Genomic DNA, 13,787 nt, shown 5'->3' on the forward strand with positions numbered 1-13,787 from the left:
GGGTGGATGACTGGGGCAGGGTGCGGGCGGCCGGGCTCCGCGGCTGCGGGGCGCCGGGCCGCCTGCGGGGTGGTTCAGAAGGGCAGCGGGCCGATCCGGTAGAGCACCTCGGGGTCGTGCCCGCCATCGGGGAACTGCTCGGCGGCGAAGAGCACCTCCCGCCCGAGGTCGGCGCCGTGCCGCTTCGCGTACGAGGTGAAGAGGCGCTCCGATGCGGTGTTGCCCGGCGAGATCGTGGTCTCAAGGGACCGCAGGCTGTGCTCCTTGGCGACGCGTTCGGTCAGCCCGTCCAGCATCGCGGCGGCCAGGCCGCGGCCGCGCTGCGAGGCGTCGACGGCGACCTGCCACACCAGGAGGGTGTGCGGGCGCTCGGGTCTGATGTATCCCGTGATGAACCCGACGGCTTCCCCGTGCGCGTCCCGCGCGATCACCGAGGTGCCGGCGAAGTCACGGCACCACAGCAGATAGCTGTACGAGGAGTTGAGGTCGAGGGTCTTCGAGTCACGGGCGATACGCCAGAGTGCGGCTCCGTCCGTCACCTCCGGGGTGTCGAGCCGCAAGTCCCCCGGCATTTCGCGAAAAGCGGTACGGGCACTTGCAAGGTCTGCTTGTGCGGCTGTCATGCTTTTGAATTTACCGACCGAAAATTGAAATTGCATCGCGAGGAGGGGTTACCTCCAGCGAGTCTTTGTGCTATCGCGCGGGCGTGCGCGCCCACGCAAGTTGCCTGTAAGATGTCCGTATCTGTCCCGGATTTTTCGGGCGTACCGGATCTCGTGTGGCGTCGGTCACAAGCTAGTAACCGTCATGAGATCTGCCCGAATTACGTCGTTTGGCGTTCGCAAAATCTTTGCGTTTAGGACCGGGGAAAGCGGGCAGAAGAATACGGGAAGCTGCACTGGAAAAGCAGCTCCCCGTATTTGTGAATACGCCATTGAATTAAGGCCCCGGAAGTTATCGATCCCGGTGGCCCGCGCAGTGCTGCCCGAATTGCTGGGGCAGTACGCGGAGTTGACGGGAAACGATCACTCCCAGGCGGCCGTCACCGCGCGCCGGGCCGCCTCCACGTCCACCCCGATCCCCGCCTCACCGAGCGCCGCACCGAGCGCCGCCAGGCTCGCGTGCACCGCGCCACGCGTCGCGTCCGGACCGTAGTGGTTGACCCGGATCATCTCCTTCGCGAGCGCGCCACCGCCCGCCACCAGCGGAAGCGCCGGGTCCGCCGCGAGCGCCCGCGCCACCAGACCGGCCGCGTCCACGCCCGCGGGGGAGCGCAGCGTCGTCGCGACCGGCGCCGCGTCCCGCGCCTCGTACACATACGGCTCCAGGCCGCCGAGGGCGAGCGCGCCCGCCCGCGTCGCGGCGGCCGCCGTGGCGTGCCGGGCCGTCACCGCGTCCAGGCCCTCCGCCTCGATCCGCTCCACACAGGCATCGAGGGCGAGCATCTCCAGCTGCGCGGGCGCGTGCAGGAGCGCCTTGCGGCCGCCGTCGATCCAGCGCGCCTTCCAGTCGAGCAGCGAGAGGTACGAGGCCCGCGGCGCGTGCGGGTTCGCCTCGAACCGCTGCCAGGCGCGCTCGCTCACCGACACCGCCGACACCCCGGCCGGGCCGCCCATCGCCTTCTGCGCGCCGATGATGCACAGGTCCACGCCCCAGGCATCCGGAAGCACCGGCTCCGCGGCGATCGAGGCCACCGCGTCCAGATAGAACAGCGCGCCGTGCTCCCGCACCACCGCGCCGATCTCCGCGACCGGGTTGGTGTTGCCCGTCGCCGCCTCCGCGTGCACCAGCGAGACGAAGTCGATCTCCGGGTGCTCGGCGAGCGCCGCCCGCACCTGCTCGGCCGTGACCGCCGTGTGGAACGGCACCGCGAGGTCGATCACGCGCGCGCCGCAGTCCCGCAGCCAGTTGCCGAAGGTCTGCCCGTAAGGGCCGGTGACCACGTTCAGGGCGGTGGAGCCGGGCCGGGCCCCGGAGCGGATGCAGGCCTCGAGCGGCAGCAGCGCCTCGCCCTGCATGATCACGACGTCCTGCTCGGTCCGGAGGAGCCGCGCCACCCGCCGCTCGATCGCGGCGAAGTGCGCGGGGGTCAGCGGAGCCAGGTCGAGAAAGGGGTGCGTCACGGTGGTGCTCTCTTCTTGACGTGTCGTGCTTCTTGACGTGTCGTGGGGCGTCTCACGGGTACGGGGTCCCGGGTGCCGCGTCGAAGCGTACCGAGTGGATTTACGCTGCCGTACATGAGCGATGCAGGGGTGCTGAAGGTGCGGGGGCGGGTGCTCGTGGGGCCCGATGACGTGCGGGACGAGATGTGGGTGGTCGGCGGGAGGGTCAGCTTCACGCGGCCGCCCGGCGCCCGCGACGTGACAGAAGTCCAGGGCTGGGCGCTGCCCGGCCTGGTCGACGCGCACTGCCATGTGGGACTCGACGCGCACGGGCCCGTCGACGCTTCGACCGCCGAGGAGCAGGCCCGCACCGACCGGGACGCCGGCACGCTCCTCATCCGGGACGCGGGCTCGCCCTCCGACACCCGCTGGATCGACGACCGCGAGGACCTGCCGAAGATCATCCGCGCGGGCCGGCACATCGCCCGCACCAAGCGCTACATCCGTAACTACGCGCACGAGATCGAGCCGGACGAGCTGGTCGCGTACGTCAACCAGGAGGCGAAGCGCGGCGACGGCTGGGTCAAGCTCGTCGGTGACTGGCTGGACCGTGGCACCGGCGACCTGGGCGCCTGCTGGCCGCGCGCCGAGGTCGAGGCCGCCATCGCCGAGGCGCACCGACTGGGCGCCCGCGTCACCGCGCACTGCTTCGCCGAGGACTCGCTGCGTGACCTGGTCGAGGCGGGCATCGACTGTATCGAGCACGCCACCGGGCTCACCGAGGACACCATTCCGCTCTTTGCCGAGCGCGGTGTGGCCATCGTGCCGACGCTCGTGAACATCGCGATCTTCCCGAAGCTCGCGGCGGGCGGCGACAGCAAGTTCCCCGTCTGGGCCGACCACATGCGCCGCCTGTACGACCGCCGCTACGACACCGTGCGCTCCGCCTACGACGCGGGCATCCCCGTCTTCGTCGGCACCGACGCGGGCGGCGGCCTCGCGCACGGCCTCGCGGCCGCCGAGGTCGTCGAGCTCACCAAGGCGGGCATCCCGCCGCTCGCGGCGCTCTCCGCGACCACCTGGGGCGCCCGCGACTGGCTCGGCCGCCCAGGCCTCGTCGAGGGCGCGCCCGCCGACCTGGTCGTGTACGACGAGGACCCGCGCGCCGACGTACGGGTGCTCGGTGCCCCGCGCCGGGTGGTCGTCGACGGACACGTCACCGGCTGAGTCCGGCCCGTACGCGGCGCGGGGTTGACGTACCCGTGCCCCGCGCCGCCGCGTGATCGTTCCCCACCTTCGCCGGTGCGCCCGCACGCCAACACCCGTACCGCGCAAGGGTGGTGACGCGGAGGGCGGCGGGGAACGCACGTGCCGTGGGAATCGAAAACGCGGGCGGAAACCCCTCGATGGAGTGAAGTGACCCCATGTCGCTGTCAGTTCACTCTCCGTGCGTAACGATGCCGGGGTCGGGTCGTCGACGTCGCACACCGTCCCCGTGCGGCGGCGTCGGCGGCCCCTGTCCCGAGCGCTGTTCCGCGCTCCGCAACCGTGGGGGTTCCATCACCGTGAACAGCAACACCTTCCGCACACCCGCGCCACACCTCCGGCGGATCGCCGCCACCGTGGCCGCCACGGCGCTGGCCGCAGGTCCCGCGGCTCTCGTCGGCGCCGTGCCCGCCCACGCCACGGGCGGCGACGGCAAGGCCAGTGCGGTCGTCCTGCGTGCGGGACTCGACGTCTCGCTGCTCAACAAGGCCGTACAGGTACCGGTCCGTACCTCGCTCAACGAGGTCAGCGCCCCCGCGACGGCGCGGAAGACCGCGCTCACCGTCGACGTCGAAGGGGTCGACCAGGGCCGCCCGTTCAGCATGGTGCACGCCAATGTGGCCACCGCGAAGGCCACCGCCGACCGGCACGGCGCGCAGGCCCGCACCCATCTCGCCCGCGCCCGGGTGCAGTTGCCGGGGCTGCCCGCGCTGCCCCTGATCGAGCTGGAGAACGTCACGTCGAAGGCGGTCTGCGTGGCGGGCGAACGGCCGGTCGCCGACGCCGACGTGGTCGGTTCCGTGACCGTGCTCGGCAAGAAGGTCACGCTCACCGCGGGCGGCCCGACCCGGATCGAGGTGCCCGGCGTCGGCGAGGTCCGCCTCGACCTGGCGAAGACCCACACCACGTCCCGTACGGCGGCGGCGTCGGCCCTCGAACTCAAGGTGTCCGTCAACCCGTTGAAGCTGAACGTGGCCGAGGTCGAAGGGCTCGTCACCCTCGCCGGGGCCACCTGTGAGGCCCCCACGGCGCCGCCCCGCAAGCCGGAGCCCAAGGACGAACCCAAGGGCGAGGTGCGTCCGCAGGCGGCGGCGGAGCCGGAGGCGCTCGCGGAGACCGGCGGCGACTCCAGGACGCCGTACCTCGCGTACGGCGGCGTCGCCCTCCTCGCCCTCGGCGGTGGCGCCGTGTACCTGGCCAGGACCCGCAAGCGCGTCTGACGCGCACCCCAGGACGTGAGAGGGAGGCGGCCACCTGCCCTGTGCCGCCTCCCTCTCACTCAACTCCCGGTCGGCCAGGCGCAGTTCACCGCCCCGTGAGCACCAGGGCCCGGTCGAGAGCCTGAAGCAGACGGCCCGTGGTGGCCCGGTCGCGTACCGCGAGGCGCAGCCAGTCCGCGTCGAGGCCGGGGAACGTGTCACCCCGGCGGACCGCGAAGCCCAGGTCGCGGAGGTGGGCGCGGAGCTTCGCCGCACCCTCGACCCGGATCAGGACGAACGGGCCCTCCGCCGCCGGCACCGCCGTCACCTCCTCGAACTCGCCGAGCCCGGCGAGCAGATGGGCCCGGTCCACCGCGATCGTGCGGGCCGCCGCCTCCGCCTCGGCGAGCGCCCGCGGCGTCATACAGGCCCCCGCCGCCGCGAGCGCGGGCGTCGACACCGGCCACAGCGGCTGCGCCCGCTCCAGGTCCGCGATCGTCTCCGGCGCGGCCAGCACGTATCCGATCCGCAGGCCCGCGAGACCCCAGGTCTTGGTGAGGCTGCGCAGCACCACGAGCCCCGGTACGTCGGTGCGCCCGGCGAGTGCCTCGCGCTCGCCCGGCACCGCGTCCATGAACGCCTCGTCGACCACCAGCGTCCGCCCCGGACGCGCCAGTTCGGCCAGGAGCCGGGCCGGGTGCAGGACCGAGGTCGGGTTGGTCGGGTTGCCCACCACCACCAGGTCCGCGTCCTCGGGCACCGCCGCCGGGTCGAGCCGGAACCCGTCCTCGGGGCGGAGCAGCACCCGCCGCACCTCGTGCCCCGCGTCCCGCAGCGCCGCCTCCGGCTCGGTGAACTGCGGATGCACGACGACCGGGCGCCGGGCCCGTACCGCCCGCGCGAGCAGCACGAACGCCTCTGCGGCGCCCGCGGTGAGCAGCACCCGCGAGGGGTCGACGCCGTGCCGCCCGGCCACCGCCGCGCGCGCCTCCCGGCCGTCCGGGTACGCGGCGAGCGAGGTCAGCGACGCGGCGATGTGCTCGCGCAGCCACGGCGGCGGGGTGTCGTCACGGACGTTGACCGCCAGGTCCGTCAGGGCCGCGCCGTCGTCCCTGACCTCCGCGTCCCCGTGGTGCCGCAGGTCGTGCGCCTCAGTACGCATGTGCCGGTCCCATCCGCTCGCTCACGGCCACGGTGGCGTCCCTGTCCCAGGTGTCCCCGGCCGCCTCCCGGTAACGGGCCAGGACCAGGTCGATCAGCTCCGGTGCCGGGCCGACCGGATCGGCGGCCCGCACGTCCACGTCCGGGTGCGCCTCCGCCCAGCCCTCGGCCTGCTGCCGTACCCGGCCCGCCAGTGCCCCGTCGAACAGGACGTACGGCAGCACCACGATCCGCCGCGCGCCGAGCCGCACGCACCGGTCGAGGCCGCCCGGCACGTCCGGTGCCGCCGGGGACACGAACGCCACCTCGACGCCCGCGTACCCGCGCCCCTCCCACAGCAGCCGCGCCGCCCGGTGCACCTCGGCGTTGGCGGCCGCGTCGGTGGAGCCGGGCCCGACCAGGAGCACCGTCACCGCGGCCCGTTCCCGCAGCGACACCGCAGCGAGGGCCGCGTCGACCCGCCGCTCCGACACGTCCATGAGTACGGGGTCCGGGCCGAGCGCCCGCCCGCACGTGTACGCCGTCGCGGGGTGCCGCTCCGCCGCCCGCGCGAGGGCCGCCAGGTCGGCGGCGTGGGCGCGCCCGGCCGGGGCCAGGTCCAGGGGTACGGCGACGACGCGGGCCGCGCCGCGCTCCACGAGCGCGGCCAGGGCGGCGTCCTGCGGGGCCGTCGCGGAGCCGGGGAGGCCGCCCGCGACGGGCAGTTCGGGGGCGCGCAGCTCCAGCGCGTGCACGAGGTCACGCAGCGCGGCGGCGGCGGCCGCGTCCCGGGTCCCGGAACCCAGGACGAGCAACGCCGCGCGGCCCGCGGCCGGTTCGGGCGGAGGGGTGGTCACAGGTGCTCCTCGGGATGAACGGGGTGGTGCGGCAGGGTGTCCGGCGGCGTCGAGCCTACGTGCGAGGGCCGTCGCGCCACCGCGCAGGTCGCCCACGCGGCCCGGCCCTCAGGAGTCGACTTCCTTTTGGGTACGAGGAGTTGGCCGCCGCCCACCAGAGCGGCGGCCTCGGAGACCGACGGCGTACCGAACGCGCTGAGCGGCACGCCCGAGGGGTTCGGCACCGCCACCTCGGCGAGGACCGCCGCCGGGTACGTCACGAGCGGCACCCCGAGCGCCCGCGCGGCCTCGACGAGACCCGGCTCCCCGGCCTTGTCGTCGACGGTGGCGAGTTCGGCGACCGCCCGCTCGTCGAGCCCGGCCTCGCGCAGCACGGCACGGACGAGCCCGAGCACCTCGTCGGCCGGTGTGCCCCGGCAGGCGCCGACGCCGACGACGAGTACGCGCGCGGTCGCGGAGCCGTCGCTCATGACGCGGGGGCCTCTCGGTTCGAACAGCGCGGACGGACACCGGGGGAGCAGGTGTGACCTGCGCACCTCCGGTGTGTCGTGCCGGTGCGGGGCAGGGGGCGATCGGCTAGCAAGAGCCCATGGCGGTGTTCGTCGCGCTCGGCGCGTTCCTGATGACGCTGGTCGGCGGCTGGACGGCGCAGCGCGTCACCGACCGCCGCCACCTCGTGCTCGGCTTCGCGGGCGGCCTGATGCTCGGCGTCGTCGGCCTCGACCTGCTGCCGGAGGCGATGGCCGTGGCGGGCACGGAGGTGCACGGAGTGCCGCAGGCGCTGCTGCTTTTCGTCGGCGGCTTCCTCACCGCGCACGTGGTGGAGCGGCTGCTCGCGGTCCGGCGCGTGGCCCACGGCTCCGACGCCCGCGCCCCGCAGGTCGGCCTCACCGCGGCCGCCGCGATGGTGGGCCACAGCCTGATGGACGGCATCGCTATCGGCGCGGCCTTCCAGGCGGGCGGCGCGATGGGCGCGACCGTCGCGGTGGCCGTGGTCAGCCACGACTTCGCGGACGGCTTCAACACGTACACGATCACCAGCCTGTACGGGAACGCCCGCCGCAAGGCGCTCGCGATGCTGTTCGCGGACGCGGTCGCGCCGGTCGTGGGCGCCGCCTCCACACTGTTCTTCACCCTGCCGGAGGAACTCCTCGGCAGCTATCTCGGCTTCTTCGGCGGCGCCCTGCTCTACCTCGCGGCCGCCGAGATCCTGCCCGAGGCGCACCACGAACACCCGGCCGTACCCACGCTGTTGTGCACCGTCGGCGGCGTCGGCTTCATCTGGCTGGTGGTCGGCGCGGCGGAGTGAGCCCGCCGGAGCGGAGGGCCCGTTGATGCCGGGCCCCATGCCGTGCCTCGTGCCGCGCCTCATGCCGCGCTGCGTGCCGTGCCTCATGCCGTGCCTCATGCCGTGCCGACACACTTCTCCACGAAGCGCCGGGCCACTCCCGGCTCGGCGGCCCAGTGGGTGTGCAGATAGCTGGCGTGCACGCCGCCGCGCACGAAGCCCTCCACCCGCCGCGTCGGCTGCCGCAGCCCCCACGCGGGCTCGGGGCCCGCGCCCGGCTCGATCACCGTGCGGTGGAACTCGTGCCCCTGCATCCGCGTACCGGCCGGCGCGAGCACGCTGTCCGACACCGCGACCGCCTCCCGGTAGCCCAGGGTGAGCCGCTGTGACATCCGCGCCTCGGCGTCGAGCACCCCGCACATCGGCTTCCCGTCGAGGGAGCGCGCGAGGTACAGCAGACCGGCGCACTCGGCGGCCACCGGCGCCCCGCCGTGCGCCAGTCCGGCCACGGCCGCGCGCAGCGGCTCGTTGGCGGACAGCTCCGGCGCGTACACCTCGGGGAAGCCGCCGCCGATCACCAACCCGGCGGTGCCGGCCGGGAGTTGCTCGTCGTGCAGCGGGTCGAAGGGCACCACCTCGGCACCGGCGGCGGTGAGCAGCTCGGCGTGTTCGGCGTACGAGAAGGTGAACGCGGCACCGGACGCGATCGCCACGACTGGCCGGACCGCCCCCGCGGGCCGTACCGGTTCGCCCACGGCGGCCGCCGGGTCCCACGCCGCGTCCGGCAGGGCGGGCGCGCTGCGGGCGAGGGCGAGCAGGCCGTCGAGGTCGCAGCCGGCCCGTACCCGCGCGGCGAGCGCGGCCACCGACTCGACCGCCTCGGGCTGCCGTTCCGCGACCGGCACCAGGCCCAAGTGCCGTGACGGCGCGTGCAGTTGAGCGTCCCGGCGGAGCACCCCGAGCACCGGTACCCCGGCGCTGTCGAGGGCGTCCCGCAGCAGCTCCTCGTGCCGGTCCGAGCCGACCTTGTTGAGGATCACCCCGCCGACCCGCACCTCGGGGTCCCAGGAGACGAAGCCGTGCACCAGGGCCGCCACCGAACGGGACTGCGAGGAGGCGTCGACGACGAGCACCACGGGGGCCCGCAGCGCCTTCGCCACCTGCGCCGTGGACGCCAACTCGCCCTGCCCCGCGGCCCCGTCGTACATCCCCATCACACCCTCGACCACGGCGAGGTCGCAGCCCGCCGAGCCGTGCGCGAACAGCGGGGCCATGAGCGCGGGGCCGCACAGGAACGCGTCCAGGTTGCGGCCGCGGCGGCCGGCGGCGAGCGAGTGGTAGCCGGGGTCGATGTAGTCGGGCCCCACCTTGTGCGGGGACACCGCGAGCCCGGCCGCGGCGAACGCGGCCATCAGACCGGTGGCGACCGTGGTCTTGCCGCTGCCCGATGAGGGCGCGGCGATGACGAGCCGCGGCACGGACGTCACGACGCGAGCCTCCGCCGGGAGTTGTGCACGGACAACCGGGCCTGGACGGACAACCGGGCCTGTACGGACATCACCACTCGATGCCTCTCTGGCCCTTCTGGCCCTCGTCCATCGGGTGCTTGACCTTGCCCATCTCGGTCACCAGGTCCGCGAAGTCGATCAGCGGCTGCGGCGCGTTCCGGCCGGTGATCACCACATGCTGCTGTCCGGGCCGGTCGCGCAGCACGGACACGACCTCCTCGACGTCGATCCAGCCCCAGTGCATCGGGTACGCGAACTCGTCGAGCACGTACATCCGGTACGTCTCGGCGGCCAGGTCGCGCTTGACCTGCTCCCAGCCCTCAAGGGCTTTCTCCTCGTTGGAGGAGTTGTCGCCCTGCAGATCGCGCTGGACCCAGGACCAGCCCTCGCCCATCTTGTGCCAGTCGACGGTGCCGCCCTCGCCGGAGGCGCCGAGCACCTTCAGGGCCCGCTCCTCGCCGACCTTCCACTTGGCGGACTTCACGAACTGGAACACCCCGACCGGCCAGCCCTGGTTCCAGGCGCGCAGCGCGAGCCCGAACGCGGCCGTCGACTTGCCCTTGCCGGTGCCGGTGTGCACGGCGACCAGCGGACGGTTGCGGCGCTGGCGGGTGGTGAGACCGTCGTCGGGCACGACGGATGGCTGTCCCTGCGGCATTTAAGCGGCCTTCCTTGTGGTGGTTGCCTGTGCTCCTTGCGCGCCCTGCACATCGCGGACGAGGCCCGCGATGGAGTCGGCGCGCAACTCGTCGAGGGTGACGGCGGTGCCGCCGAGGTCACGCGCGAGCTGCCCGGCGAGCCCGAGCCGTACCGGCCCCGACTCGCAGTCGACGGTCACGGACGCGATGTCCGCCGCCGCGAACAGGCCCGCCGCGCGCGCCGCTTGGGCGACCGGTTCGGCGCCGCCGGTGGCGCGGCCGTCCGTCACGACGACGAGCAGCGGCCGCCGTACGGGATCGCGCAGCCGCTCCACCCGCAGCACCTCGTGGGCCCGCAGCAGACCGGCGGCGAGCGGCGTACGGCCGCCCGTGGGCAGCTGTTCGAGCCGGGCCGCGGCGGTGTCCACCGACGAGGTGGGCGGCAGCGCCACCTCGGCGTCCCGGCCGCGGAACGTCACCAGGCCCACCTTGTCGCGCCGTTGGTAGGCGTCCAGGAGCAGCGAAAGGACGGCGCCCTTCACGGCGCTCATGCGCTGGCGCGCGGCCATCGACCCGGAGGCGTCGACGAGGAAAAGGACGAGGTTCCCCTCGCGCCCCTCACGGGTCGCCTGCCGCAGGTCGTCGCGGCGCACCACGAGCCCGGGACCCGAACGCCCGCGCGCCCGCTGGTGCGGCGCCGCGGCCTGCACGGTCGCGGCCAGGTGCAGCTTGGTGAGGGTGCCGCGCGGCCGGGTCGAACCGGTCGTACGGCCGTGCTCGGTACGGGCCCGCGAACGCCGCCCGGCCGCGCCCGCACCCGTGCCCGGCACGGTCAACAGCTTGGCGCGGAACGGCTCGGTGGCAGCGACGGGCGCCTGCTCCCGCCCGCCACCGGCCACCGGCTGCTGCGCCGGCTCCTCCTGCGGGGCCTCTTCGGTCACGGGTTCCGGCTCGGCCTCGCCACCCTGCGGCGGCACCTCGGGACCGTCACCGCCCTGCGGCGGCTGCCCACCACCGGGACCGCCGTCAGGACCCCCGTCAGGGTCGGGCTCCGGGTCGGGCTCGGGGTCCGGTTCCGGGTCGTCGTCCTCCGACCCCCCGAACTCCTCCAGCGTCTCGTCGAGTTTGTCCTCGTCGAGGCCCGGCGCGTCGAAGGGGTTACGGCGCCTGCGGTGCGGCAGCGCGAGCAGCGCGGCCTGCCGTACGTCCTCGGCGGTGACGTCGTCCCGGCCCGCCCACGCGGCGAGCGCCGTGGCCGTACGCGCCATCACCAGGTCCGCGCGCATCCCGTCGACCTCGAACGCGGCACAGGTCGCGGCGATCTGGCGGAGCGCGGCGTCACCGAGCCGCACCGACGGCAGCAGCGCACGCGCCGCCACGATCCGCTCCCGCAGCTCCGCCTCGTCCTCGGCCCAGCGCGCCGCGAACTCCTCGGGCCCGTCGTCGTACGCGAGCCGCCGCCGCACCACCTCGACCCGCTGGTCCGGCTCCCGCGACGCCGCGACCTCCACGGTGAGCCCGAAGCGGTCCAGCAACTGCGGTCGCAGCTCGCCCTCTTCGGGGTTCATCGTGCCGACGAGCAGGAACCGCGCGGCATGCCGTACGGAGACACCTTCCCGCTCCACGTACGAGGCGCCCATGGCGGCCGCGTCGAGCAGCAGGTCGACCAGGTGGTCGTGGAGCAGGTTGACCTCGTCGACGTAGAGGATGCCGCGGTGCGCGTCGGCGAGCAGGCCGGGCTCGAAGGCCTTCACGCCCTCGGCGAGCGCCCGCTCGATGTCGAGCGCGCCGACAAGCCGGTCCTCGGAGGCGCCGACGGGCAACTCGACCATGCGCGCGGCGCGCTCGTCACCGGCACCGGCTGTGTGCGGCCCGTCGGGGCAGTTGGCGTCGGGCGCGGCGGGGTCGCAGGAGAACCGGCAACCGGAGACCACGCTCACATCCGGCAACAGCGCCGAAAGGGCCCGTACGGCCGTGGACTTGGCGGTGCCCTTCTCGCCACGCACGAGCACACCACCGACGGCGGGCGAGACGGCGTTGAGCAGCAACGCGAGCCGCAGGTCGTCCTGGCCGACGAGGGCGGTGAAGGGGTAGGGGGTGTTCACGGGGTGGCCTCCAGGGACGCAACAACTGGTCCGGCGCTTGATTTCAGCCCGTCCGGCGATTGAGGACGAGGCCGCAGGCCGATGGGGGTCTGGGGCGCAGCCCCAGGTGGGGGACGGTTCACGACGGCGCCCCCGGTGGAACGAACGGGAGCCCCGAGGGCGCCCCGCCCTCGATCAACCTCAACAGCGCGTCCGTGTCGGCATGTTCCTCGATGAGATCCCCGAGCCGATCCAACTGCTCCTCGCGCAGCGAGCCGAAAGACGTGTCCGGGGCGGGCACGAACCGTCGACCGGCGGCAAGCGCGACCTCCCGGAGGAACGCCCTGCGGAACCCGTCGGACTCCAGGGACCCGTGCCAGTGCGTGCCCCACACGGAGCCGACGCGGCAGCCGTCGAGGAAGGGCTCGCCGCCGTCCACCTGGGCGACCCCGTGGTGGATCTCGTACCCCTCGACCCGCTCCCCGAGGGCCGAACCCACGGGCCGGGCCAGGGTCTTCTCCCGCTCGAACCGCACCCGTACGGGCAGCAGTCCGAGCCCGGTCACGGCTCCGGCGCGGGACTCCACGTCGTCCTCGATGTGCTCGCCGAGCACCTGGAACCCGCCGCAGATGCCGAGCACCGGGCGGCCCTCGGCGGCGCGGCGGGCGAGCGCGTCGGCGAGGCCGCGTTCGCGCAGCCACGCAAGTGCCTTGACGGTGCCGCGTGTTCCGGGCACCACGACCAGGTCCGCGTCGGCCAGCTCCTCGGCCCGGTCCACGAACCGCACGACGACTCCCGGCTCGGCGGCCAGCGCGTCGACATCGGTGAAGTTCGACATCAGCGGCACCGCGCACACCGCGACGCGCAGCACGTCCGCGCCGACCGGCGGCGCGACGACGGACTCGCGTACCGCGCCGCGCAGCGACACCCGCAGGCCGTCCTCCTCGTCGATGCCGAGCCCGTGCGCGTACGGGAGAACTCCGTACGTGCGCCGCCCGGTGAGCTTCTCCAGCATGTCGAGCCCGGGTTCGAGCAGCGACACGTCGCCGCGGAACTTGTTCACCAAGTACCCGGCGACCAGCGCCTGATCGGCCTCGCTCAGCAGCGCCGTCGTACCGAAGAAGGACGCGAAGACACCGCCCCGGTCGATGTCCCCGACCACGACGACGGGGAACCGTGCGGCGCGCGCGATGCCCATGTTCACGATGTCGGTACGGCGCAGGTTGATCTCGGCGGGGCTGCCCGCGCCCTCGCAGATCACCGCGTCGTACGTGCCGCGCAGCTGCTCGAGGCAGTCGGTGACGGTCCCGAGCAACTGCTCCTGCCGCCCGCCGTGGTAGCCCCGCGCGCTCATCTCGCCGACGGGCTTCCCCATCAGGACGACCTGGCTTGAGCGGTCCCCGCCGGGCTTGAGCAGCACCGGGTTCATCAGCGCGCTCGGCTCGACCCGGGCGGCCTGCGCCTGCATGGCCTGGGCCCGGCCGATCTCGGCGCCCTCGCGGGTCACGAACGAGTTGAGCGACATGTTCTGCGCCTTGAACGGCGCGACGGAGACCCCTTGTCGGGCCAGCCACCGGCAGATCCCGGCGGTGACGACACTCTTGCCCGCGTCGGAGGTGGTCCCGGCCACCAACAGTCCACCACTCATGAGCGCGCTTCCCTTCCCCGTTGTGGGCAGATGTTCCGCAGGGCTGGGGGCACCCCC

At 73.9% G+C, this 13,787-nt stretch carries 10 protein-coding genes and 2 pseudogenes; 3 read left to right on the forward strand and 9 right to left on the reverse strand.

Annotated features, from left to right (window positions below; genetic code table 11):
* Positions 1-74 precede the first annotated feature (74 nt).
* Positions 75-623 (reverse strand): diaminobutyrate acetyltransferase, encoded by a 549-nt coding sequence (gene ectA, locus GUY60_RS22810; RefSeq protein ID WP_161700768.1) that lies wholly within the window; start codon positions 621-623, stop codon positions 75-77.
* Between the two features lie 402 nt (positions 624-1,025).
* A complete protein-coding gene (locus tag GUY60_RS22815; RefSeq protein WP_161700769.1) occupies positions 1,026-2,123 on the reverse strand; it encodes a pyridoxal-phosphate-dependent aminotransferase family protein in 1,098 nt (365 codons plus the stop codon).
* 114 nt (positions 2,124-2,237) lie between these two features.
* Here GUY60_RS22815 and GUY60_RS22820 point away from each other — a divergent pair, with 114 nt between their 5' ends.
* Positions 2,238-3,329 (forward strand): amidohydrolase family protein, encoded by a 1,092-nt coding sequence (locus GUY60_RS22820; RefSeq protein WP_161700771.1) that lies wholly within the window; start codon positions 2,238-2,240, stop codon positions 3,327-3,329.
* A 338-nt stretch (positions 3,330-3,667) separates the two neighbouring features.
* On the forward strand, positions 3,668-4,588 hold the full coding sequence (locus tag GUY60_RS22825) for an SCO1860 family LAETG-anchored protein (RefSeq protein ID WP_161700773.1): 921 nt from the start codon (positions 3,668-3,670) through the stop codon (positions 4,586-4,588).
* An 85-nt stretch (positions 4,589-4,673) separates the two neighbouring features.
* Here GUY60_RS22825 and cobC read toward each other — a convergent pair whose 3' ends face one another.
* The 3 genes and pseudogenes from cobC to GUY60_RS22840 form a co-directional block, all read right to left on the reverse strand.
* Positions 4,674-5,729, reverse strand: coding sequence for an Rv2231c family histidinol phosphate aminotransferase CobC (gene cobC / locus GUY60_RS22830; RefSeq protein WP_161700775.1), 1,056 nt, complete (start codon positions 5,727-5,729; stop codon positions 4,674-4,676).
* Complete coding sequence (locus GUY60_RS22835) at positions 5,719-6,564, reverse strand: sirohydrochlorin chelatase (RefSeq protein ID WP_161700777.1); 846 nt, start codon at positions 6,562-6,564, stop codon at positions 5,719-5,721. Before GUY60_RS22835 ends, cobC begins: the two co-directional genes overlap by 11 nt.
* A gap of 65 nt (positions 6,565-6,629) precedes the next feature.
* A pseudogene (locus GUY60_RS22840) lies at positions 6,630-7,034 on the reverse strand (cobalamin biosynthesis protein); the annotation flags it as partial.
* Between the two features lie 119 nt (positions 7,035-7,153).
* On the opposite strand from GUY60_RS22840, the gene GUY60_RS22845 reads away from it, so the two are divergent.
* Complete coding sequence (locus GUY60_RS22845; protein ID WP_161700781.1) at positions 7,154-7,873, forward strand: ZIP family metal transporter; 720 nt, start codon at positions 7,154-7,156, stop codon at positions 7,871-7,873.
* A gap of 95 nt (positions 7,874-7,968) precedes the next feature.
* Here the strand turns inward: GUY60_RS22845 and GUY60_RS22850 are convergent, their stop codons facing one another.
* From GUY60_RS22850 to GUY60_RS22865, 4 genes and pseudogenes are all read right to left on the reverse strand, one after another.
* Positions 7,969-9,339 (reverse strand): cobyrinic acid a,c-diamide synthase CobB, encoded by a 1,371-nt coding sequence (locus GUY60_RS22850; RefSeq protein ID WP_161700783.1) that lies wholly within the window; start codon positions 9,337-9,339, stop codon positions 7,969-7,971.
* 70 nt (positions 9,340-9,409) lie between these two features.
* Positions 9,410-10,018: a cob(I)yrinic acid a,c-diamide adenosyltransferase gene (gene cobO / locus GUY60_RS22855; protein ID WP_161700785.1), complete on the reverse strand. Its 609-nt coding sequence runs from the start codon at positions 10,016-10,018 to the stop codon at positions 9,410-9,412.
* Positions 10,019-12,103 (reverse strand): putative cobaltochelatase, encoded by a 2,085-nt coding sequence (locus tag GUY60_RS22860; protein ID WP_161700787.1) that lies wholly within the window; start codon positions 12,101-12,103, stop codon positions 10,019-10,021.
* Positions 12,100-13,730, reverse strand: a pseudogene (locus GUY60_RS22865) (cobyric acid synthase). The gene GUY60_RS22860 and the pseudogene GUY60_RS22865 overlap by 4 nt, the downstream one beginning before the upstream one ends.
* Positions 13,731-13,787: the final 57 nt, after the last annotated feature.

Source organism: Streptomyces boluensis, from assembly GCF_009908195.1.
GTDB lineage: Bacteria > Actinomycetota > Actinomycetes > Streptomycetales > Streptomycetaceae > Streptomyces > Streptomyces boluensis.

Excerpts from the sequence above, each read along its gene's own strand:
- ectA (WP_161700768.1), bottom strand. The coding sequence starts at position 623 with ATGACAGCCGCACAAGCAGACCTTGCAAGTGCCCGTACCGCTTTTCGC.
- GUY60_RS22820 (WP_161700771.1), top strand. The coding sequence starts at position 2,238 with ATGAGCGATGCAGGGGTGCTGAAGGTGCGGGGGCGGGTGCTCGTGGGG.
- cobC (WP_161700775.1), bottom strand. The coding sequence starts at position 5,729 with ATGCGTACTGAGGCGCACGACCTGCGGCACCACGGGGACGCGGAGGTC.
- GUY60_RS22845 (WP_161700781.1), top strand. The coding sequence starts at position 7,154 with ATGGCGGTGTTCGTCGCGCTCGGCGCGTTCCTGATGACGCTGGTCGGC.
- cobO (WP_161700785.1), bottom strand. The coding sequence starts at position 10,018 with ATGCCGCAGGGACAGCCATCCGTCGTGCCCGACGACGGTCTCACCACC.